This is a genomic window from Aeribacillus sp. SP014, from assembly GCF_054055575.1.
This window is the reverse complement of record NZ_JBSRXI010000001.1, coordinates 1,734,030-1,757,955: the sequence shown is the minus strand read 5'-3', so window position 1 is coordinate 1,757,955 and position 23,926 is coordinate 1,734,030. Positions and strand designations below refer to the sequence as shown.

Here is a 23,926-nt window from a genome sequence, read left to right as displayed (position 1 = left end):
TCCTTCATTTATTTTCATTTTTTATATTTTCACGCGTTTCAAACGAAGCGCGTTGGTCACAACTGATACAGAACTGAATGCCATTGCCGCTCCGGCAATCCAAGGCTCCAATAATCCAGCAGCGGCTACAGGAATGCCAATGGTATTATAGAACAAAGCCCAGAACAGGTTTTGTCGAATGTTTTTCATTGTTTTACGGCTTAACTCAATCGCTCTCGGGATATGAGCTAAATCTCCGCCGACCAAGGTAACATCGGCCGTTTCGATGGCGACATCCGCTCCTGTGCCGATGGCCATGCCAATATCCGCTTTCGCAAGAGCTGGAGCATCATTAATTCCATCACCGACCATCGCCACTCGTTTCCCTTGTTTTTGTAGCTCCTCGACAATTTTTGCTTTGTCTTCCGGAAGCACCTCTGCATAGACACGATCCACATCCACTTGCTTAGCAATGGCTTCCGCAGTACGTTTGTTGTCTCCCGTTACCATGTACACTTCGATACCCATTTGTTTTAATGTTTGAATCGCTTCTTTGGAGCTTTCTTTTACCGTATCCGCGACAGCAATGATGCCGGCAAGCTGCCCATCAACGGCAACTAGCATGGCAGTTTTTCCTTGTTTTTCAAGTTCTATCATTTTATCTTCATGCATGGCAATCTCTACAGAGCGTTCCTTCATAAGTTTTCGCGTTCCAACAAGGACATTTTTGCCATCAATGACAGCTTCAATTCCATGACCGGTAATGGCGGAGAAATGCTCCAGTGGCTTAACCAAAATCGATCGTTTCTTCCCATATTCCACAATGGCATGAGCCAACGGATGTTCCGAAGCGCTCTCGGCTGAAACGGCATAGTCAAGCATGTTTTCTTGGAATTGTAACACATCTGTCACTTCCGGTTTTCCTTTTGTCACTGTTCCTGTTTTATCCAGTAATACGGCATTGATTTTATGCGTTCCCTCTAGGTACTCACCTCCTTTAAAGAGAATTCCTTGTTCTGCCCCTTTGCCTGTACCGACCATAATCGATGTCGGCGTGGCAAGACCGAGCGCACAAGGACACGCAATGACAAGAACGGCGATGGCCACTTCAAGCGCTTTTGCCAAATCACCCGGCGCAACAAAGAAGTACCATATAATGAATGCAACGACAGCAATTCCGACAACAATCGGTACGAAAATGCCGGAAATGGTATCCGCCATCCGCTGAATCGGGGCTTTCGACCCTTGCGCCTCTTCAACGATTTTAATGATATTGGCCAGCGCGGTATCTTTTCCGACTTTTTCGGCACGAATGGTCAGTACGCCATTCGTATTCATCGTCGCCCCGATCACATAGTCGCCTTCCTTCTTATCAACTGGAATCGATTCACCAGTAATCATCGATTCATCTACGGAAGATGCCCCGGCGATGACCGTACCGTCTACCGGGATTTTTTCTCCTGGCTTGACAAGAATCGTATCGCCGATCACCACTTCCTCGAGCGGAACCTTTCTTTCCTCCCCATTACGGATGACAGTCGCTTCCTTTGCCTGAAGGCTCAACAGCTTAGAGATAGCTTCTGTTGTTCTCCCTTTCGCAAGATCCTCAAAGTATTTGCCGACAAGCACAAGCGTAATCAAGACGGCACTCGTTTCAAAATATAATCTTGGCATATATTCAGGATTCCCAAGCGTCCGAAAAGCTTCATACAAGCTGTAAAAGTACGCGGCTGATGTTCCAAGCGCCACTAGGACGTCCATGTTAGCGCTCTTGTTTCGTAACGCCCGGTACGCCCCGACATAGAAAGGACCGCCGATGTAGAACTGAACCGGTGTAGCTAAAAGAAGCTGGAACCACGGATTCATCAGCAGATGCGGCATCGGCAAGCCTATATCAAACGGCATATGGGCAAGCATCGTATAAAGCAGCGGCAACGATAAGATGATAGAAATCGCGAGTTGCCGTTGTTTTCGTTTCAGCCGCTCTTCTTTCCGCCCCACATGATCTTGTTCTTCGTTTCGTATCTGCCCCTTGTACCCAAGCTTTTTGATTTTCTCTAAAATATCTTCTACAGATGCAATGCCTTCATTGTATTCTACAACGGCACTGTTTGTCGCCAAGTTTACAGTAGCGCTCGTAACACCTTCCATACGATTTAACCCTTTTTCAATCCGTGTCGCACATGCCGCGCATGTCATCCCTTCAATATCTAGCGTCACTTTTTCTGTCGCGACACCATACCCCAAATTCTCAATTTTCGTTTGGATATCGGCGATCGTTTGCTTCGATGGATCATATTTAATCGTTGCTTTTTCCATGGCTAAATTGACATTGGCTTCTACTCCATCCATCTTGTTCAACGCTTTCTCTATACGATTGGAGCAAGCGGCGCATGTCATGCCGGTCACTCTAAGTGTAACGAGCTTTTGCTCACTCATAAAGCATTCCTCTCCTTTACTTTGAGAATTGCTTAATCACATCCATCAATTCCCGGATGGATTCTTCTCCGCTGCCTTCGCGGATCGCCTTGGAAACGCAATGATTGGCATGGCGTTCCAGCAAATTCAACCCGACTTTGTTTAACGCAGCTTGAATCGCGGAAATTTGCACTAAAATATCAATACAGTACCGATTGTCCTCGACCATCTTTTGCACTCCGCGTACTTGCCCTTCAATACGCTTCAAGCGCTTGACGATGCTTTCGATCTCTTCTTCGGTTCGCGGAACCATTTTGGCATTTATATTGTCATCTTCATATTGATTCATTGCTACCACCTCATTTGTTTATAACAGTTGTCTTCGAATACATTATACCGGTATTGGGTATAACTTTCGCATGGCAAACAAGCCTACCACGCCCCGCCACTCCATGTAAAGCGGATGCTTGTAAAATTGTGAAGAGCACTACGCTGCCCCTTTGATACTGTCTTCTGTTTCTTGTGGCGTCATATAGCCCAGGCAGCTATGAATCCGTTTCCGATTGTACCAGCCTTCTATAAATTCGAATAAGGCTCTTCTGGCAGCTTGAAAGTTCAAATAGTTGACTCTGTAGATCTCTTCCTTTTTCAGAATTGCATGGAAAGACTCCATGCAGGCGTTATCGTGTGGGCAACCTTTTTTACTGAAGGAGTGTTTGAACTGCTTCTTTTCCATGTATTCTGCAAATTTCTCGCTTGTATACTGGGATCCCAAATCAGAATGCAAGATCAATCCCGGACCTGGACGTTGTGCCTGATAAGCGTTTTCTACTGCCTTTAAAGCCAGTTCAGTCGTCATGTGGCGGTCAAAAGCGTAACCGACAATCTTTCTGGAATGTAAATCCATTACGGAAGCCAGGTAGCACCAACCGTCTCTCAAAGTATGAATGTACGTAATATCCGTAACCCATTTCTCGTTGATGGTTGTCGTTGAGAAGTCCTGGTTCAGCAGGTTATCGTGTTCTTCCATCTTGCCCTTATTGGAATGGGGGCGGTACTTTTTTCTGATAATGGAATAAATGCCTGCAGCCTTCATCAAACGCTGAACCCGTTTCAGGCTGACTTTGAGCCCTTCTTTTTCAAGCATATGGTGGATCTTCGGTGCTCCGTATCTCTGCTTGCTTTCCGTATGGATTTTTCGTATTCTGTCTGTCAGCTCCCGGTTTTCCCGTTTTGTTTTTGACTCTGTTTTTTGTTTGGATTGATAGTAGGTACTTCTCGGCACGCCAAGGACCGTACACATGGTTTTAAGGTCATAATGGTGTTTGGCTCTTATCTCGTCAATCATGGATATAACAGTGGTTTGATCTACTTCTTTGCGAATATGGCCATAGCTTTTTTTAAGATTTCGTTTTCCTCTTTCAGCCGGTGCAATTCTTTTTGCAGGTTCAGAAATTCTTCCGGGGTAAAAGAGCCCCCGTCATCCAGCTTAACCGGTTTTTGTTTTCTGATCCATTTGTAGATTGTCGTTTCAGACAGGCCATATTCGCTGCAGATCTGTTTTACTGGTGTTCCAGTTTGATAAAGCTCAACCACCATTTCCTTAAATTCAGCATGATAACGTTTACGTTTTTCGCTTGTGTTACCCATATCAGGACACATCCCTTCGTTAATATTATATTTCACTAAAGGGTGTCCATGAAACTATACTAGCATCACTCCAAGCATCAATATAAAGGTAAAAATAAAAACGGATATAATAAATGACCATTCATTTGCATTTGTCACCACTGGCAGTAAGCCCGTTGCAATGGACGGTCCCAAATTTGATTGAATGATACGTAAAAAGAGCATTAAAAGTATAAGGGTAAGGCTTACTTTTCCTAAATAAGAAATGTGTAGTTGATTCACTGCGAAACCGATCACTGCCGTGATGGACGGCGCAAGAAAAATTTTCGATGGTTGCCTGATCCATCCTGCTTCTCGGTACACCCACATGGCAATCGCCATTGCCGCAACTTCCGGCAAAATAATTTCGTGATCTTTCAACATCACCGAAGCCGTAATCATCGCGATAATGAATGTAATGCTAATGATATATGAAATCATCGTTACTTTCTTTGAAACAGTTGAATCCATGTTTATATACTCCTTTTGTTCATATGATTTCCATCATACTGTTTCGATTCTAATAGAAATCGACAATGATGCTAATGAAAATGTTTTAATTTGGAGTGTTTATCAAGTAAACGTCTCTCCAATCAGTTGGAGAGCTTCTGTTCCCATAAAAAATTCCCTTCCAATTTTCCATCTTCCCTCCTTGTCCTTGATTGGGGAATTTGATGGTACATTCTATTCTAACCAAGGAATCGGTTCGTATCTCTTTTTCTGCTTCATTGTAAATTTGCTCAAGTACAGTTAGAATAATCAAAAATCCTATATGTTTATGAAAAGGAGCTTTAACTAGCACAACAAGATAATTTTTTAACATCTTTATCAAATGTTAAGGCAACCAATTTCAATCCCTCTGCCATCGTTAAATATGGTGCAAGGCATTCCCGCAAATCTTCCACCGTTAGACCAAATTTTACAGCTAATGTGGCTGCATAAATCACATCACCAGCATTTTCGGCAACAATATGAACACCTAGCACTTTTAATGTTTTTGCATCAGCAACAAGTTTAAATACACCTGTCGTTTCGCGATTCACAAGCGCTCTTGGAACTGCATCAAGTGGTAAAACAGAAGTTCTCACCTCGTATCCTCTTTCTTTAGCTTGCTCCTCAGTTAATCCTACCGTAGCAATCGATGGACTAGTAAATATAACAGCCGGAACAGTATCAAGATTTACTTTTCTCTCCAAGCCACCGATTGCATTATCGGCAGCAATTCCACCTTGGTATGCAGCAACATAAACAAATTGCGGTCCCATTGTTACATCTCCGGCAGCATAAATTCTAGGATTGGAGGTTCGTAAATAGTCATCAACTTTAACTTCACCGCGAGAACCCACTTCTACGTTTGCAGCTTGAAGATTTAGTGCTTCCGTATTTGGCTTGCGCCCCGTAGCTACAAGTAGCTGCTCAGCTTCAATGATTTTCTTTTCACCATGAACAGTAACATGAATTTGTTTCATATCTCCATTCTGTTCTACACGCTCAAATGTAGCACCGGTAATAACATGAATGCCTTGTTCTGTTAATGCTTTTTCTACAGCTTCTGAAATTTCAGGATCATATTCTTTAAGAATTCTTTGGCTACGCTGCATTAACGTTACTTCCACTCCTAAATGGTGAAAGAGCTGACCTAACTCCAATCCGATGTATCCTGAACCAATAACAGCAAGACTTTTTGGCAGTTCTTTAAGCTCTAACAAAGAAGTGCTTGTTAAGTAGTCAACATCTTTTAATCCCGGAATATTAGGAATCAATGGGGAAGCTCCTGTTGCGATTAAAAAGCGTTTAGCTGTTATTTTATTCCCGTTTACTTCTATTGTTTTTTCATTGACAAATTTTGCTTCTCCCTGTATTAGTTCAAACCCATATTCATCAATTAAATCAACATACTTTTGCTGACGTAATTCTCTCACCAGTTCATCTTTTTGTTCCATTAGTTTTTTCAAATCTACCGAACCAGCTGAAGTATTTAAACCAAGGAATGGATTGTTTTTTGCTAAATGATTGATTTCTCCAGAACGTAGCAGTGTTTTTGATGGAACACATCCAATGTTTACACAAGTCCCACCGATGGTACCACGCTCAATCATCGCCACTTTTGCCCCATATTCCACTGCTTTAATAGCAGCAGAAAAAGCTCCTCCCCCAGAACCAATGACAATAAAGTCATAATCATAATCACCTTCATCATCACCAACAACGGAGCTTTTTTGTTGATGAATAACTTCAGCTTCACCTGCCTTATAATTAACCTTATTCACAGCTTCTTTGGCTTTCTCGATACCTATATGTTCTGGCAATTCGAAAACAGCTTCTCCACGGCGAAAATTTACATCTACATTTTTAGCTCCTATGCTGTTTAGAGCTGTTTCAACGTGCCTTTCACGCCCAGTACATGTCATATCTTCCACTTGTAAACGATATTTACGAATTGACAAATGAAACACCTCCTATTGTTTAACACCATTTCCTAATTCTAAGACGGTATTTTTTTAAGTTTTTACATCTGTTTTTGAAGCATCAAACACAACTTTAGCTGTTCCTTGGGAACCTTCTGTAATGGTTACTTCCACTGTTTTTACACCTTCTACACGTTCAAGAGCACTTTTGACAACACAGGACAACTTGAACAATCCATTTCAGTAATGGTAAAGGTAGCACTTTTAGTATTATTTCCATTCGCTGTAGTTTCTACATTATTTTCGTTACTACAAGTCGTAATAATGTAACAAGTGTTCCGATCACTATAAATGTCTTATTTTTCATTGATATCTCATTTCTTTAATCATCAATCAGAGATTCAATAATTGGACATTCATGTAGTTGCTCTTCATTCGGACAGCTTTCTTTTAATTTATTCAACATATTTTCGATACGCTTTAAATCTTTAATTCGTTGTTGAACCTCACCTATTTTTTGAGAAACAAAGCTATACATATCCGCACATCGAACCTCATCCTTATCAACAACACCAAGTAATTTATGAATTTCACTTAGAGAAAACCCTAGTTCCTGCATACGTTTAATAAAACCAATGCGCTTCACAGTCTCTTCCGAGTACATTCGATACCCTGAATCTGTTCGTGAAGTTTCTTTGATTAAGCCTTTTCTCTCGTAATATCTAATGGTTTCTTTATTAACGTTACATTTGTCAGCCAGTTCACCAATACGATATTTCATCTTATCACCCCTAGATAAAGTATAAACCCTGTACCATAGTACAGGGTCAAATGAATTTCGAAGTTTTTATAGCTTATTAAAATCTACTTTCGTTAATTTATGTTTAAACAACTTTTTTGTCCTCATTACTTTGGTCTATTAGCAATTCAACTTTTTAACAACATTGATTTAAGCCTAATAAGACGAATTGAACGCCTTTTCCCGTTTCTTCCACATCAAGTGTAACTCTCTCGATGATAGAAGCCACTTTCTCATCCATCGCTACCCGAATACCATTAATAATCTCCAACCGATCTGTGGTTTGCAGAATAAAGACAAACTCCTTCTTTACCGTGTTTCTTTAAAATATCTTGTAGTGCTTGTTTCGCTTGATCAGTAATCACCATATTTCTCTTCCCCTTTTCTTAATTGATCGTTAGTCGCTATGCTTTTGGAAACAAACGTTTTAATGTTTCTTTCGTTTCGATGTATCAAGGTTGGTTAACAAGTTGGTAAATTCATCGAAAGCAGCAATTTCTACTGTACAAGCCCCCGACAATTGTTCCTCCATTGAGGCAACAACAGAATCCGGTAACTTTTTGCGATAGGGACCCACAACTTTTTCTCGATAGGCTTTGATTGTTGCTTCCGGATCTAGATTGCAAGCAAACAAATTTTGTTTCAGTTCGTTTGTTAACTCCATTTCAAATCCTTATTTATTTGATAAGTAAAAAAGACTAACGACTCGAGTCGTTAGCTAACACTGTTTCGTCAACTGAATTCAGGATTTGTTCTAATTTGGTTCGGATCGCGTTTTTAAGCATGGATCTTAAATTTTTTTTATACTTCTTCTTAGTCAATGGACAAATATATTCTCCATCATCAATAACCTCGTTTTTTAACTCTCCATCTTCATTGAAAAACAACGTATATATTTCGTTGATTAGTTTATTTTCTTGCTGTATGTAGTTTATTGTTTCACTTTTGTATCCCTTGATCACTTTTTCGAAAATCATTTTAAAATCTTCAATAGACATCTCTTTCTTTAATTTGCGTTCCATTGTTTTTGGTGTTTCATTACTACTTTCTTGTTGATTTTTCTTTATTAATTCTTGATACATCTCATCCATTTGCTCATATAAACCCATTAAAAAAGCATTTTCTTCTTCCAGCTTTTGAATTTTAACCGTTAACTCAGTGATTTGCTCGTAAACCAAGTTCAACTCATCCTGCATATTAATGAGTTGATTTTCTAATTGATTCTTCTCCTCCATGAGCTGTTTCATTAATTCTTCCGAGTGAGTGCTATCACCTTTAACTTCTTCAGAATCCAATTTATGTAAGCGTAAAATAATCCCCACCTTTTAATGATAGGGATTAAATACTATTATTGTGATAAATTATTAAAAACCCGACAATTCAAAGGAATTGTTTTGGACCAAGGAAGTAGTTGATCAAGCTCATCCATATTGCTTATATCCATATTGGGAAGCCTTTCAAATAAGTAGCGAAGATAATAAAATGGATTTAATTTATTCTCTTTTGCTGTCTCCACAATACTGTAAATGATTGAGCTGACCTTAGCTCCTTTCGGAGTATTGCTAAAAATCCAGTTCTTCCTTCCGATCACAAATGGTTTAATGGATCGTTCACTTCGATTATTATCGATTTCTAAACGTCCATCCTCTAAAAATGCCACGAGTTTTTCCCATTGGTTGAGGCAGTATGTAATGGCTTGACCTAATAGACTCTTTGGTAAAACATTGCTTTTCTCTGTTTTTAGCCATGCTGAAAAAGCCTCCAACAATGGTTGGCTGTGTTTAAGTCGTTTTTTATATCGTTCTTCTGGTGTACATTCTTTCAAATCACGCTCGATGGCAAATAGCTGATTACAGAAATTGAGTCCTTCCCGAGCTGTGACTGCTGAATGACGTTTGGATTCAGGAAGTACGTTTAAAGCCTCATCGAACTTTCTGCGGGCATGAGCCCAACATCCAACTAATGTTACGCCGGATACCTTATGGTATCCTGCATATCCATCGACATGCAGGTATCCTTTAAACCCTTTTAGGAATTCTTTGGCATGTTCTCCTGCTCTAGTTTCCTGATAGTCATAAAGGACAAGTGGTGGATCCTCTCTTCCAGTCCGATAAAGCCACATGTAAGATTTCGATGTACTTGACCTTCCAGGTTCATGTAAAACCTGAACAGTTGTTTCATCCGCATGTAGAATGTCTTTAGAGAGGAGATGCTCTTTCATTCGTTGATAAATTGGCGCAAGCCATTTTTCGGCACCATAAAGCATCCAATTGGCCATGGTTTGCCTGGATAAGATCACACCTAATCGTTTGAACTGTTGTTCTTGGCGATATAGAGGTAGCCCCTCTACATATTTTTGATTCATAATATATGCCATGCTTGACGGTGAAGCTAAACTTTTTGGATACACAGATTTTGGGGCAGGTGCTGTAACGATTGGTGTCTCTATTTCATTACGCTCACAATGACGGCATCCATAGACATATCGAACGTGTTTTAAAACTTTGACTTGAGCCGGAATAATCACTAATTCTTGTCGTACTTCTGTGCTCATTTCGTGTGTTTTTTCACCGCAACACGAACAGACCTGCTCTTCTTCGGGTAAACGATATTCAATCGTTTCCATAGGCAGGTTTTCAAACGTAGCTTGACGTTGACCACGTTTCTTTTTACGACGATATGTAATTGTTTCAACAGTTGGCTCTTCGGCTTTTACATTAGACTCTACCTCTGCTTCATTGAATAAAGGTAGTTCTAATTGATTAGGATTTGTTTTTTCGCTTGAAGAGCCAAATTTTCGTTTTTGACTAAGACGATACTGTTCTTCATACCATCGTAATTTCGCCGTCAATTCAACGATTTGCTGTTGAAGTTTTTCAATTAATTCAAATGGGTTTTGGGTAGGATTCTTTAAATTTTTCATCATGTAGTAATAATTCGACGGTTTTAGCTATTTTCCTCCAAGGTTTTTGTTAAAAGTAAAAAATTCATATAACTGTTCTAGCCTTTACTTCTGGGTGTGCTTTCTTTTGCTCCATTGCAAGACCATCCAATAACCAGCGTAATTGCCGATAACTAATTTGTATCGTTCCAGTGTCATTTTCATTTGGCCATTGAAATTTTCCTTTTTCCAATCGACGATAATAAAGCCAAAAACCATTATAGTCCCAGTGAAGAATTTTTAATTTATCTCGCTTTCGATTACAGAACACAAAATAGCTTGATGAAAAGGGATCTAAATCAAATCCCTCTTTCACCAAAGCAGCTAATCCATCAATGGATTTTCTCAAATCAGTACTTCCTTTTGCCAAGTAAACTCGTTCAGCTCTTGTACCAGCTAACATGTTGATTTCAACGTCCTAACCACTTCTGAAAGAAAGGCCGGATCGAAACCAGGTTTTACTTCAATTGAAATCCCACTAATTTCAATCCGTAATGAATTTTCAACTGTTTGTGAATGATCTTCTAGGGTAACGGATGCCCATTTTGTAGACTTTCCTTGATTTTTTATTGGATTTTCAATTTTTCTTAACCAGTATTTAAACTGGTGAATACTCCATTGATTTTCCTTGCACCAGTTTACTTGAGTTTGACCGCTTTTACGATAGTCAGCGATTCGTTGTTCCCAAACCTTTTGTAATTCAGTATTCTTAGGCATAAAAAAAACCCCCTTCAATTTCATCTTGAGGAGATTATCTCATGAAATTAGCACATCAAGAAGGTGTGCAAGATTTGACGCTTACCAATTTATTATGCTTTTCACGATGGTCATTCGCCAACATTGAAAAAGAGTTTTCTACATACCATTCATAAACTCCCATTACTTCAGGCAAACCTGGTCTCTGTTCTTCAATAAACTCGAATAAATCATCGTGATAAATTCGCCAACCCTCCTTTCGATTTGCCGAACGTTCTGCTTTAATCTTTCCTTCTCTGATCCAACGAGTAACCATTTGAATTGAGTCAGTAATGTAATATTCCTGAAGTATTTTTAGTGCTTGGTGAACATTATATACTTCCATCTCCTTCTCCCCCGCTCAAAATTATTTAAAATAAAAATATGTTGGTAATGTTATACCTATGACATTACCTAAGTAATTTTAGGAAAATAAGAAATGCTTGGCTTTAAGCGCCAAGCATTTTTATTAAAATCCCATTTAATTAATTAAGATCTCTAAAATTTAGGTCATTTGTTTTGTTAGTTTTGACTGTTTTTAATCAGGGCTTTGTTAAATTTCAATGTTGATTTTTAAACCACACAAAAAGACCGAAATAAATTCGGTCTTTTTGTGTGTCTTCTTCAACTATTGCATTATTCTTTCACATTTAGCAATCGCATGCTGTTTAATGTTACGATTAATGTTGCTCCCATATCGGCAAATATCGCTAACCATAACGTTAACCAACCAGGCACAATTAACAGTAATGACAATGCCTTAATCCCTAAAGAGAAAGTAATGTTTTGCTTAATAATCGCTAAAGCTTTGCGGCTCAATTTAATCGTATATGGCAATTTGCTTAAATCATCAGACATTAAGGCAATATCGGCTGTTTCTAGGGCTGTATCGGTTCCAGCACCACCCATTGCCACACCAACGGTTGAAGCTGCAAGAGCTGGTGCATCGTTCACACCATCTCCAACCATCGCAACACTTCGATACTTGTCGCGAAGCTCTTTGATGAAATTCAGTTTATCTTCTGGAAGTAAATCGGCTTTAATATCGGAAACACCGACTTGTTTTCCGATGGCTTCGGCTGTTCTTTGGTTATCTCCCGTCAGCATCACCGTTTTTTCAATACCGACTTGATGAAGTTTTCGAATAACCTCTTTGGATGATTCTCTTATTTCGTCTGCCACGGCAATTAACGCCAGAATTTCTTTTTCCGTCCCTAATACCATGACCGTTTTCCCTTGTATTTGAAGGGTTGTAATTTGTTCTTTTATTTCTGATTGGATGCCATTTGGAAGAAGTTCTTCAAAAAGACCTGGACTTCCGACATAATACATTGCGTTATTTACTTTGGCTTTGACCCCTTTACCTGTAATGGATTGGAATTCTTCAACCGATACATCATTAAAATTCAATCCATCTTCTTCTGCTTTTCTTATAATGGCGGAAGCAAGTGGATGTTGTGAGCCTTTTTCAATGGCTGCTGTAATGGTCATTAGTTCATTTTCATTGCCATTATAAGTGACCACATCGGTGACGGAAGGAATACCTTTTGTTAATGTTCCTGTTTTATCAAAAGCAATCACTTTTAAGTTTCCTGCTTCCTCTAAATAAATACCACCTTTAATTAACACACCGTTTTTCGCTGCATTTCCAATGGCAGTTACAATCGAAACAGGCGTGGAAATAACCAACGCACACGGACAACCAACCACTAATACAGCTAGACCTCGATAAATCCATTCGCTCCAATCAGCACCCATAAATAATGGAGGAATAACGGCTAGTAAAAGAGCAAAAATGATAATGGCTGGTGTATAGTATTTGGCAAAACGATCTACAAACGCTTGAGAAGGTGCTCGTTCTGCTTGAGCTTCTTCCACTAAATGGATGATTTTCGAAAGAGTTGTATCTTCCACTCGTTTTGTAACTTTTACTTCCAATAACCCTTCTTCATTCAATGTTCCTGCAAAGACTTCATCACCGACTGTTTTGGTTACTGGAACACTTTCTCCCGTAATGGCAGCCTGATTTAGCGTAGATGTACCCTTGATGACGATTCCATCCATCGCTAATTTCTGACCAGGCTTTACGATCATAATATCTCCGACTTGAATATCGTCAACAGGGACCATCATTTCTTCATTTCCGCGACGAATTAATGCTTCTTTTGGAGCAATATCCATCAACGATTCAATGGATTGACGAGCTTTATCCATGGAATAACGCTCTAAGGCTTCGCTAATGGCGAATAGAATAACAACCGTTGCACCTTCTCCCCATTCACCAATCGCTGCAGCTCCTAAAATCGCCACTGTCATCAGCGTATTCATATCAAAATTCAATCGAACTAGGTTTTTGAAACCTTTTATAAATAACGAATATCCACCGATTAAAATTGCTGCAGCATATCCAATTGTCGCAAAGATATGCTCTTCTCCGTATTGCTTCCCTAAAAACCAACTGATCACAAGCAAAACGGCGGAAATATACACTTTAATGTTCTCTTTTTGCTTCCAAAAAGGTTCACGCTTGACTGATTTTTCTTTATCTTCCCGAACCTTTAAGTTTTCAAAAGCTCCTGCTTTTTCTAATTCTTCGATGGTTGTTGTACCCCAAAGGGTAATTTTAGATGCTCCAAAGTTTACTTTAGCATCTTGAACACCTGGCAATGATTTTACATTATTTTCAAACTTTGCCGCACAGTTTGCACAAGTAAATCCTTGAACACGGTAGGTTTTCGCTTCTGATTTAGATAATTTTGCTTGTTGTTCAGACACGGACTTTCACCTCTTTCTCATGTACTAACGCAATCATGATTAACTGCTTAATATGGTCATCATCCAGCGAATAAAATGCTAGCTTTCCTTCTTTTCGATACTTTACAATCCCTTGTTTATAAAGAGTCCGTAAATGATGGGAAGTGGTTGCAACAGAAGCCCCAATGATATTGGCAATATCACATACACATAACTCTTTATCTTGGCAAAGTGAATAGACAATTTTTGCCCTATTTTCATCTGCCAGTGCTTTAAACAACAGGACAACACTGGATATATCTTCTTTTTGCAATTCCCCTTGTATTCGATTGACTTTTTCTTCGTCATAACAATAAATTTCACATGTATCTTTCTTACTCATTCATTATCCCCCTTTCATATTCAAATTTCCGTTTGAATATATTATACCCCATTTCTTTTATTATTCAAATATTTATTTGAATTAAAAACAAAAAAAGAATGGAATTTAAAAAAATCAACCCAATATTTACCGTGCGATTCATTTAATTAGCTACATCAAAAAATTCTATTAGCTAAAAATCGAGTAGGAGGGGGTGACTAACCCCCGACCTCTCACACCACCGTACGTACCGTTCGGTATACGGCGGTTCAATTAAGTATGACGTAGTGCTTGATATCTTTCGAATAGACTTCTTAACCCTCGACGCTTCCAATAGGAGTTGTCGAGGGTTTTGTGTAGAATGGGACTGCAGGCAATCCGCCAATATTTCTTGCGTGTATTGCCCCATTCGAATGCTTTATGGCTTGGAACCCCTAATCCTCTGAGTTTCCGAATTCTTGTTTTCGGGGTTTTCCATTCTTTCCACAAACACATTCGAAGCCTTCGTCTAATCCATTCATCAAATTCTTTGAACTTACTTGGTGTTTCTGCCAAGGCAAAATATCCGCACCATCCCATTAAATACTTGTTCAGTTTCTCAATCCTTTTCTCCATTGGATACGGTTTCGACCTTGATGTAATTTCACGGATCTTGTTCTTCAAACGTTTCACACTTTCGTTCGCAATCCGTACCTTTGGAGTCTTATTGAGTGTGAAGCTGAAACCGAGAAACTTCCGTTTCCAAGGACGGTCTACCGCCGATTTCTCTTTATTTACCTTGAGCTTTAACTCCTTCTCGATAAAGTTCGTAATGGAATTCATGACACGAATTCCTGCTTTCTTTGTTTTCACATAGATGTTACAGTCATCCGCATACCGAACAAACTTATGTCCACGTTTCTCAAGCTCCTTATCCAATTCATGAAGCATGACGTTTGATAAAAGTGGACTAAGCGGGCCGCCTTGAGGCGTTCCCATGTCCGTTTCCATTACCACTCCATTGATCATCACGCCTGATTGAAGATACCGGCGAATTACCTTCAGTAGAATTTGATCTTTGATCGTTTTCGCCAAGATCCCCATCAGTTTGTCGTGATTCACCTTGTCAAAGAATTTCTCTAGGTCTATATCGACTACCCAACGATATCCTTCTTTGATATAACCCTTTGCTTCCCTAACCGCATCATGTCCCCTTCTGCCTGGGCGGAAACCATAGCTATGGTTCGAGAAGGTCGGATCAAAAATTTTCGTCAACACTTGGGCAATCACTTGTTGGATGAAACGATCCGTCACGGTAGGGATCCCTAGAAGCCTTACTCCACCGTTCGGTTTCGGGATTTCGACCCGACGGACGGGTAAGGGCTTGTAGGTTCCTTCTCTCAACGACTGTCGAATGGAGTCCCAATTTTCGTAGAGGTGTTTTCGTAGGTCTTTTACGGACATGCCATCTACTCCGTGACTTCCTTTATTCTGTTCGACTCGTTTCAGTGCCGCCAGGAGATTTTCCCGTGACAAAATCATTTCCATCAACATTGATATCCTCTCCACGTGAACGAATTCTTCTATTTGTGCCATCTTCTGCTCCACCCTCTTGAAGTCCCCCGTGGGATTCACCACTTCCTCCTTCAAGTAAGTCCTATCGGATTGTCTGCTTCCACACAGAAGATGAACGCCTAGCGATTCGTTCTCCTTAATTGTTCAGTCCTTCCTCTTCCATCTCGAGCTTGAAAGAGTACTATGACTTCTGCTGACTTCTGACTGTTCAGCTATCTATCACTAGATAGGTTACCAAGGTTACTTGGCGTGCCAGCCAGACCTCCCCGGGTAAGAGTGTAATCTTTCCTTCCATCCATCTGCTTCATTTACTCTGTATCACCTTCGGCAGAAAGGGCTTTGTTTTGTTGTGCAAACTCACCCAGTGATACCTAGCCTCATATGAAGTTCGTGTTCCTCAGACCGGAAGTTTGCCGCTCGCTTCCTTCAGATTCCGCGTCGCCACGGACACCCTTGCGTTAAGCTAACTGCTACTTCTGCCTTCGCAGCTCGGGACTTTCACCCTATAGATTACACCCATGCCGGGCGCACAATCGAGTAGGAGGGAGCGATTAACTCCCGTCCTCTCACACCACCGTACGTACGGTTCCGTATACGGCGGTTCAATTAAGATGATTGACGCAAGTCTTTATAACTTCCGTGAATAGCTGTTCTCTTTATGCCAGTGGTCACTCCACCCTCCAAGAGGTCTCCCACGGGATTCACCGCTTCCTTCCTCAAGTGAGGTACTACGTTTTCTGTGTTCATCATGACTCACTGAATGCCAAGGGCTATTCTCTCTTAATTGTTCGGTCCTTCTTAGTAGTTCTAAACCAACTAATACTATGACCTCTGCTGACTTCTGACGGTTCAGCTACTTATCACTAAGTAGGTTATGAAGCGCATTTCACCTATCCGCCAGACCTCCCCGGGTAAGTACATGCACTTTCACACCATCTATCCGCCTCATTTACTCGATATGACCTTCGACAGAAAGAGCTTTGTTTTGTTTGGCAAACTCACTCAATCATACCTAGCCTTATATGAGGTTCGTGTTCCTCGGACCGGTGTTTTGCCTCCAGCTTCCTTCAGATTCCGCGTCACCACGGACACCCTTGCTCTTGGCTAACCTCTACTTCTGTCTTCGGGGTTCGGGACTTACACCCTATAGTTCATGTACATGCCGGGCGCACCAAAACAAAAAATCCTCCGCCGTGGGAGGATTTTTTGTTTTTATGAAACTTTGACTACGAAAGGAACGGTAATAACCTTACCTTCGTGTTGGAACTGACCCCAAATTTTATAGATTCCACTCTTAGGGAACTTGGTCATAAATTTAGCGTCTGGTCCTTTTGCCTTTTCGTCCATTGGATGTACGTGTAAGTATTCCTCTGTGTCCTCACTGATGATGACAACGTGTCCAATAGCACCTAAGTATGGTTGTAAATTAGTAATCGGTCGACCTGTCTTGTGGTCTTTAATGTTAAAGTTCAATGTAACATCTTTTCCGGCTTTGAGTTCGTCAAAAGATAATGTAATTTCCTTGCCATCGACAACTTTAGTTAAATTTTCATCTGGTTTGAGTGGAGTTGTTTGTGCTTTTTCTCCCATAACCGTAACAGTGTGATTTTTTACAACTTTTGATGCCCCTTTTGGAACATAATCGGCATATAATTTATATTCTCCTCCAGCAGGAAAGTTTAAGGCAGTCGTGAACAGTCCGTCACCTTTGTATTCAGGGTGTAAATGATCAAAATAAGATAAATCTTTACTTACTACAATTAGATGCATTAGCTTTTCGTGCTGAATATCAAATTTTTCAATAGGTTTCCCTTCTTTATCATTAATTTGAATTGTTAAATCAACCGTTTCATTGCTTTTTGGAGTTTCTTTTGAAAACTTCCAAACAACCTGTGTAGTGACATCTGGGGACTGGTTCGTTTCGTTATTCATTCCTTCGTGATTTTCACCTTGTTGCATATTTTTGTGATTCATATGTTGATTTTCATTTGTATTGTCGGATTTGCCGCATCCACTTGCAATCAATAAAGCGGAGATCAGAGCTATTAGCATTATTTTTTTCATATTGATACTTCACCCTTTCTAGATTAAGAATTTGTGAAACAAGATTTGACTTTCTAAACATATTGCAAAAATGGACACATCAGATTTCATCCTTGAAGTCATGTTCATTCCTTCTTTTCACTGCACTTAATTTTTCTTTTCGCTGTTTAAGCAAGTATAGATCCACATCCTGAATAGCATCAACCATTTGAACCACAGCTAATCCTCCAAACTCCTCAAAAAATCCATAAGCTACGGATTTTGTTTGCTCAGATAAAAATGCTCTTTGGTTTGAACGTATTTAAAGTAAGCAATTCCTCTTCTCGTTTCTTTATGTAAATATCCTTTATCAACACAGTCATAACAGCATTAAAAGAAATTGGTTTTTCATTGTTGATATGCTGTGGGACTTCCCTAATGGTAACTTTCCCCTGATGCCCAGATATAATTCATTATTTTTGCTTTAAGCTCCAAAGAAACGATTCAATCCCCTCTTCATTGATTTTCCATTGTTTCTCATCCTTTCTACGCATTAACCACACATATGGTGTTCACTACATATTGTGGTGTAAAAATGAAAAAAGTCAAATTTGATGCAGCTAAACATTTTCATGGCTATTAGCGCTCTACAGTTGTATTTCAAGGATTTAGATTTTATTAATATTTGATATCGCTTTAATGAATATCCTTTGAATATATGTACGCAAATAAACTCTACAATCTATGACCACATAAATCAGCAATTAGCTTGACCAGCCCCAATAGCAAGTAATTTACCTTTGCATAAAAATCACCACTCAGAAATTCACCGCGTTTTAAAATCAGGTGATATATGGTGGAGGATTTAGATAAGGACGCCCCTTATTTTTTAAGATATATTTCAAATTTGACCATCCACCAGAGAATTTTACTTAGAAAGAATTGATTGATCATCTTGAACGGGCTGGATCTAATGTATTGGACCAAAAAAGAATTTTGACAGCTTTCTCTGTATAAAACAATAAATTTATTTAATACCAACCTTTCGTGAACTGGTATTTTTATGCTTGATTTTTAGGTTAATGCCTTGGTGACAGGATATTCGCACAATGAATACTTTATCAGCGTAGGATATTTAGAGGAGAGATGATAATGGATTCACAATGATGATGTCGCCAAGCACACATAAAACTCTCCAAGATTGTCCAACTATGTGTGAAAAGACATTCGATATATTGTTAAATCGCCAAGATGTTTATTTCAGAAATAATCAACTGAAATTCCTTCTTGAAAAGCTGATTCTTTCTTGCTTAGCGTAGAAAAAACGACTTTTCGTTTTCAATATATGTCTTTAGCGTATGCTTTTTGTTGGTACTACCCTAAAAAGGAAAGATAAATCCACGTTTATCCTTTTACTTTGTTTGGATTCCAATTAAATTTTCTCTTTCCCTTTGTGATACATTAAGATACTGATATCACACTACTGATTAACATTACTTTCTCTTGAATTGTTTTTATTTTCCATAATTTCTTCATAATTTGTTCTTATAATAACAATTGTTCATATTTTATCTAGTTATCTAGGTGAATGATGAAACAACCGATTGTGAAAGAACGAAAAAGAAAATCACGTTTCTGTTCCGTATAATATCTTGTTTTGGAGTAATCAGTATCATTGTGCTTATCGTTTATCTATTTAAATAAGTGAGGTGAAATTTAATGAATAACGATAAATCTTTTAAACGAGCTTTGCGTTTTGAATGGCTGACTTCCTTTTATGATTTCATCATAAAATGGACTACGAGAGAAAACACATTTAAAACTGCTCTTATTGAGCAGGCTTTGCTTCGACCTAACCATGAGATTCTTGATATTGGCTGCGGAACTGGAACTCTTCTTTTGCAAATTAGCAAGTTATATCCTCAAACAACTCTTTACGGGCTTGATGCAGATCCTTCAATTATAGAAATAGCCAGACAAAAAAACGATAGTACAAACAATATAACCTTTATTCAAGGTTTCTCTACAGCTCTTCCCTTCGATTCCGATACATTCGATCGCATACTTTCAACTCTTTTCTTCCACCATCTTGATTCAACAGAGAAGGAAGCTACATTCCATGAGATATTTCGGGTTTTAAAACCCGGTGGAGAAGTTCATATAGCAGATTATGGGCCACCCTCTAACCTTTTTATGAGAGCAGCCTTTCTGCCAATTCAATTGTTAGATGGCTTTGAGAGTACAAATGGAAATATACAAGGGCAAATTGAAAGATATATGAAAGGGGCAGGGTTCGAAAAAATTCATAAACATAAAAGTTTTGATACCTTATTCGGCACTATTTCGTTATACTCCGCCACTAAACCCATCAATCTAAAAATTATAAATTAAAACATAGTGTGTTAGCGGCAAGAGCAAGTATTTGTTTAGCTTATCACAGACAGGATTTTTGGCTACAAGTTTTTTATTAATTAGATACACAGGATTAAAAAGAGGCTATCGATCTTTTTTCGATAGCCTAAAAAACAGTTTAATCTAATCTTTATACCTAGCCGTCAAACCTTTTCTAGTTCGTCTGTATAATATAAGAACTGTGCTTGTAATCACTAAAACAACAGATAAAACTTGAGCCATTCTTAAACTGTCCGTTAGCATTAAACTATCTGTTCTCATCCCTTCAATAAAGAATCTACCAATCGAATACCATATAACATAAGTCAAGAATACTTCTCCACGTTTTAAGTTTAAACGTTGTAATATCAATAAAATTAGAAACCCTATCAAGTTCCATAGAGACTCATACAAAAATGTTGGATGATAATAACTTTCTTCAATGTACATTTGATTAATGATAAAATCGGGCAGTTGAAGGCTTTCTAAAAACTCTCTTGATACGGGGCCCCCATGTGCTTCCTGATTTATGAAGTTTCCCCAACGTCCAATCGCCTGCCCCAGTATAATGCTTGGTGCTGCGATATCTGCCAATTTCCAAAAACTCAAATTTTTTTTCTTTGCAAAAACGACAGTTGTGACAATAGCACCTATTAAAGCCCCATGAATGGCAATTCCGCCTTTCCATATCGCTATAATCTCATCGGGGTGTTGCGAATAATATGACCAATTAAAGATGACATAATAAATTCTGGCACATATTAAAGCTATAGGGACAGCCCATAATACAAGGTCGGTAAATACTTCTTTTTGTAATCCCCTTTTTACTGCTTCATTAGTAGCAATATACAATCCTAACAAGAGTCCTGTACCAATAATAATTCCGTACCAATGAATACTTAAAGGACCTAATTCCAGTGCAATTGGATTTAAAGGTTTAATGGGTTCCATTTACTAAAACCTCCTTCCTGACCTTTTTTCTGAATTTTCTAATATATAAGCTAATATAGCTAGTCTTGATTTCGTTATTTCTGCTGGTATGCCCATCGCTCTAAGACGATTTACGATTTGAAGAACTCGCTTTTCATTATTCATTCGATTCCAACCACCTCATTTGGCAGTGTAAAGTTAAGTTATTGACCGATATCTTAAGTTTAGATGATTTAATACTTGTACTTATTCTGTCAGTGAAGACGCTTCAAAAGTAAAGTTCTTGATTTGATTTATATTAATTGTTTATGATTGAGACCAAATATTGTTCGTGTTTAGCACCACCTCTTGCAAATAAACAGCTTATAGCTTTTACAATTTGTTGAAATACAGAAGCAGTTTCTTCAATTATATGGATGCCGGTTGTGACTTCTTTCTGCCCTTCCACAATAAAATCAACTGTTTGACTAACATCATAGATGATTTCATTAAAAATTACAGAATCCGTACTCCTGACTCTTGCTGTTTCAATTTTTGGTTCTTACAGTTTTCATATCCTCTCCTAAATCAATTATTCTAACAACTAGATAAATGTATCTTAATAAATAAATTTGTAGAAAATATGTAGAAAAAGTAACAAAATAATAAAAATAACTCATATTTTATACTCAATCGGCTCATCTTCATGTTAAGAAACGGTAATACTAATCTTACTAATTATGGTAACAATTCCAAAAAAATAGAAAAGCACCCAAAACTAAATTTTTAGAAGCTTGGGTGCAAATAAGAAAGGCAGACAATCGCAAATCAGTCAAATTAGATTGATAGCGACTGCTTATCTACATTTGTAAAATCGTATTTCTTTTCCATGTATACTTGATGCCAAATCATAAAAACAAGGACGGTCCAGATTTTCCGGCTATGGTCTGCTTTATTTCTGCAATGTTCGTCTAGTAAACGATACAATACATCTTTATTAAATAAATGATCGGTTTCGCTTTCTTTTATCATATTTTTCGCCCAGTCGTGCATTTCATTTTTTAACCAATGACGAATTGGCACCGGAAATCCTAGTTTTTTGCGATTTAAAACATGATCTGGAACAATTCCTTCTGCTGCTTTTCGTAAAATATATTTCGTCGTGCTGTTTGCCGTTTTCATTTCTGGAACGATTTTTGCCGCTACTTCAAATACCTTTTTATCTAAAAATGGAACCCGCAACTCTAATGAATGGGCCATCGTCATTTTGTCCGCTTTTAATAAAATATCGCCTCGCAGCCATGTATGAATGTCAATATATTGCATCCGGTTTACAGGAGGATAATGAGTTGTTTCTCTATAAAAAGGAGCTGTAATATTTGTATGTTCTAATTCCCTCTTATATCCTTTTAGCAGCTCTTGTTTTTCTGTCTCGCTATACATTTTCGCATTGCCGATATATCGTTCTTCCATTGGTGTCGTACCGCGCTCAATAAAGCTTTTTCCTTTTATTCCTTCCGGGAGTAGTCCTGCAATCACTCTCAAAGCTGATTTAACCGCACTTGGCATTCGTTCAAAAAGTTCCAATGACTGCGGCTCACGGTAAATGTTGTAACCGCCAAATAACTCGTCTGCTCCTTCACCGGAAAGAACGACCGTTACATGCTTTCTTGCTTCTCGGGCAACAAAATAAAGCGGCACTGCAGCGGGATCGGCAAGTGGATCATCCATATGCCACATAATTTTCGGCAATTCCTCCATATATTCCTCTGGTGAAATGACATAGCTAATATTCTCAACGCCCAGCTTTTCCGCTGTTTCCTTTGCCACATCAATTTCACTAAAGCCTTCCCGCTCAAAACCGACAGAAAACGTCTTGAGATGAGGATTGAATTGTTTCGCAATCGCTGCAATGAAGGATGAATCAATTCCTCCTGATAAAAACGAGCCGACCGGTACATCGCTGCGCATATGTACCTTCACGGAATCGAACAGCGCGTCGCGAATTTCTTTGACAAGTTCATCTTCTGATTGGATGATAGGTTGGAATTTGGCTTTCCAGTAGCGATGAATGGTTAATTTTTCACCGATTTTTTTCTTTATATAGTGACCCGGCTCCAACTTTCGAATGCCAACAGACATCGTCATTGGCTCAGGTACATATTGAAATGTCAAATAATGCTGCAGTGAATCATAATCTAGTAAATCATTTTCAAGCGCGAGCAAAATACTTTTCTTTTCGGAAGCAAAAAACGTACGGTCTCCCTGTTCCATGTAGAAAAATGGTTTTATGCCAAACGGGTCACGTGCCGCAAAAATGGTTTTCTCTTGTTTGTCCCAGATGACGAAAGCAAACATACCCCGAAGCTTTTCTACAGCTTTTTCTTTTTCCGCACTATAAAGAGCAATAATGACTTCGGTATCGGAATGAGTAGTAAATTTATATCCCTTTGCAAGCAATTCTTCTCGCAATTCCACATAGTTGTAGATTTCCCCATTAAATATGATCCAATATCGCTCATTTTCATAGGACAATGGCTGATGCCCTGCCTCAAGATCAATAATACTCAAGCGTCGAAATCCAAAATTCACGTATTCATCAAAAAAATAACCATCATCGTCAGGACCGCGATGAGTAATGATATTATTCATTTCTTGAAACGTTTCTTTCCATTTTTCATCGATGATTCTTGGATGATCATGAATGCAACCAATAAAACCGCACATTATGTTGTTATTCCTCCACTTTATCAAATTTAATTTTATAAATTGTATCAAGGTTTGAGCTAGCAAAATATTATATTTTAAAACTTAATAAACTATAGGTTCCTGTAAATGAACTTTTAATATAAATTATTCCTCCTGAAAATCTGTTGCGATATTCTCATTCCTCTAACATATTAAAACAATAAAATATGGAGAAATTATGGATTCTTTTGAGATTGTTACATAATTACATGATAAGAATCATCTCCATTGTTTCTGCA

Annotated in this window: 19 protein-coding genes and 2 pseudogenes; 1 reads left to right on the top strand and 20 read right to left on the bottom strand. The window is 38.6% G+C overall.

Annotation, left to right across the window (positions count from 1 at the left end; all coding sequences use genetic code 11):
* Positions 1-21 precede the first annotated feature (21 nt).
* The 17 genes and pseudogenes from ACVIJU_RS08620 to ACVIJU_RS08540 form a co-directional block, all read right to left on the bottom strand.
* Entirely contained in the window at positions 22-2,418 is a 2,397-nt protein-coding gene (locus ACVIJU_RS08620; protein ID WP_456687482.1) for a heavy metal translocating P-type ATPase, read from the bottom strand.
* A 16-nt stretch (positions 2,419-2,434) separates the two neighbouring features.
* Positions 2,435-2,746 carry a metal-sensing transcriptional repressor gene (locus ACVIJU_RS08615; protein WP_042411649.1) on the bottom strand — a complete coding sequence of 104 codons (312 nt, stop codon included), beginning with the start codon at positions 2,744-2,746 and terminating at the stop codon, positions 2,435-2,437.
* Positions 2,747-2,884: 138 nt separating this feature from the next.
* Positions 2,885-4,047, bottom strand: a protein-coding gene (locus ACVIJU_RS08610) for an IS3 family transposase (protein ID WP_419177803.1) whose coding sequence is annotated in 2 segments (ribosomal slippage) — positions 2,885-3,804 and positions 3,804-4,047 — 1,164 coding nt in all. Because the reading frame shifts where the segments join, the coding sequence is not laid out codon by codon here.
* Between the two features lie 60 nt (positions 4,048-4,107).
* Positions 4,108-4,536: pseudogene (locus tag ACVIJU_RS08605) on the bottom strand (hypothetical protein); the annotation flags it as partial.
* A 320-nt stretch (positions 4,537-4,856) separates the two neighbouring features.
* On the bottom strand, positions 4,857-6,506 hold the full coding sequence (gene merA / locus ACVIJU_RS08600) for a mercury(II) reductase (protein WP_063388928.1): 1,650 nt from the start codon (positions 6,504-6,506) through the stop codon (positions 4,857-4,859).
* Positions 6,507-6,566: 60 nt separating this feature from the next.
* Positions 6,567-6,698, bottom strand: a complete 132-nt coding sequence (locus ACVIJU_RS08595) for a hypothetical protein (RefSeq protein ID WP_268753480.1) — start codon at positions 6,696-6,698, stop codon at positions 6,567-6,569.
* Positions 6,699-6,855: 157 nt separating this feature from the next.
* Positions 6,856-7,254 (bottom strand): Hg(II)-responsive transcriptional regulator, encoded by a 399-nt coding sequence (merR, locus tag ACVIJU_RS08590; protein WP_035067772.1) that lies wholly within the window; start codon positions 7,252-7,254, stop codon positions 6,856-6,858.
* A gap of 448 nt (positions 7,255-7,702) precedes the next feature.
* Positions 7,703-7,942: pseudogene (locus tag ACVIJU_RS08585) on the bottom strand (arsenical pump-driving ATPase); the annotation flags it as partial.
* A 28-nt stretch (positions 7,943-7,970) separates the two neighbouring features.
* Positions 7,971-8,519 (bottom strand): hypothetical protein, encoded by a 549-nt coding sequence (locus tag ACVIJU_RS08580; protein ID WP_456687481.1) that lies wholly within the window; start codon positions 8,517-8,519, stop codon positions 7,971-7,973.
* A 101-nt stretch (positions 8,520-8,620) separates the two neighbouring features.
* On the bottom strand, positions 8,621-10,198 hold the full coding sequence (tnpC, locus tag ACVIJU_RS08575; RefSeq protein ID WP_327864003.1) for an IS66 family transposase: 1,578 nt from the start codon (positions 10,196-10,198) through the stop codon (positions 8,621-8,623).
* Positions 10,199-10,259: 61 nt separating this feature from the next.
* Entirely contained in the window at positions 10,260-10,616 is a 357-nt protein-coding gene (tnpB, locus tag ACVIJU_RS08570; protein ID WP_157727923.1) for an IS66 family insertion sequence element accessory protein TnpB, read from the bottom strand.
* Positions 10,610-10,930, bottom strand: a complete 321-nt coding sequence (gene tnpA / locus ACVIJU_RS08565; protein ID WP_327864002.1) for an IS66 family insertion sequence element accessory protein TnpA — start codon at positions 10,928-10,930, stop codon at positions 10,610-10,612. Before tnpA ends, tnpB begins: the two co-directional genes overlap by 7 nt.
* 55 nt (positions 10,931-10,985) lie before the next feature.
* Positions 10,986-11,294: a helix-turn-helix domain-containing protein gene (locus tag ACVIJU_RS08560; RefSeq protein ID WP_456687480.1), complete on the bottom strand. Its 309-nt coding sequence runs from the start codon at positions 11,292-11,294 to the stop codon at positions 10,986-10,988.
* Positions 11,295-11,584: 290 nt separating this feature from the next.
* Complete coding sequence (locus ACVIJU_RS08555) at positions 11,585-13,723, bottom strand: heavy metal translocating P-type ATPase (RefSeq protein WP_063388926.1); 2,139 nt, start codon at positions 13,721-13,723, stop codon at positions 11,585-11,587.
* Positions 13,716-14,084 (bottom strand): ArsR/SmtB family transcription factor, encoded by a 369-nt coding sequence (locus ACVIJU_RS08550; RefSeq protein ID WP_011229855.1) that lies wholly within the window; start codon positions 14,082-14,084, stop codon positions 13,716-13,718. Before ACVIJU_RS08550 ends, ACVIJU_RS08555 begins: the two co-directional genes overlap by 8 nt.
* Positions 14,085-14,336: 252 nt before the next feature.
* Complete coding sequence (ltrA, locus tag ACVIJU_RS08545) at positions 14,337-15,596, bottom strand: group II intron reverse transcriptase/maturase (RefSeq protein WP_456687929.1); 1,260 nt, start codon at positions 15,594-15,596, stop codon at positions 14,337-14,339.
* Positions 15,597-16,829: 1,233 nt separating this feature from the next.
* Positions 16,830-17,681: a hypothetical protein gene (locus tag ACVIJU_RS08540; protein WP_042411712.1), complete on the bottom strand. Its 852-nt coding sequence runs from the start codon at positions 17,679-17,681 to the stop codon at positions 16,830-16,832.
* 1,677 nt (positions 17,682-19,358) lie between these two features.
* On the opposite strand from ACVIJU_RS08540, the gene ACVIJU_RS08535 reads away from it, so the two are divergent.
* Positions 19,359-20,030: a class I SAM-dependent methyltransferase gene (locus ACVIJU_RS08535; protein ID WP_042411710.1), complete on the top strand. Its 672-nt coding sequence runs from the start codon at positions 19,359-19,361 to the stop codon at positions 20,028-20,030.
* Positions 20,031-20,174: 144 nt separating this feature from the next.
* Here ACVIJU_RS08535 and lgt read toward each other — a convergent pair whose 3' ends face one another.
* The 3 genes from lgt to asnB all read right to left on the bottom strand — a co-directional run bounded on the left by lgt (position 20,175) and on the right by asnB (position 23,666).
* Positions 20,175-20,981, bottom strand: a complete 807-nt coding sequence (lgt, locus tag ACVIJU_RS08530) for a prolipoprotein diacylglyceryl transferase (protein ID WP_063388935.1) — start codon at positions 20,979-20,981, stop codon at positions 20,175-20,177.
* Between the two features lie 3 nt (positions 20,982-20,984).
* Positions 20,985-21,125, bottom strand: a complete 141-nt coding sequence (locus tag ACVIJU_RS08525) for an Lmo0850 family protein (protein ID WP_419177809.1) — start codon at positions 21,123-21,125, stop codon at positions 20,985-20,987.
* A 651-nt stretch (positions 21,126-21,776) separates the two neighbouring features.
* Positions 21,777-23,666 carry an asparagine synthase (glutamine-hydrolyzing) gene (gene asnB / locus ACVIJU_RS08520; protein WP_063388936.1) on the bottom strand — a complete coding sequence of 630 codons (1,890 nt, stop codon included), beginning with the start codon at positions 23,664-23,666 and terminating at the stop codon, positions 21,777-21,779.
* Positions 23,667-23,926 lie beyond the last annotated feature (260 nt).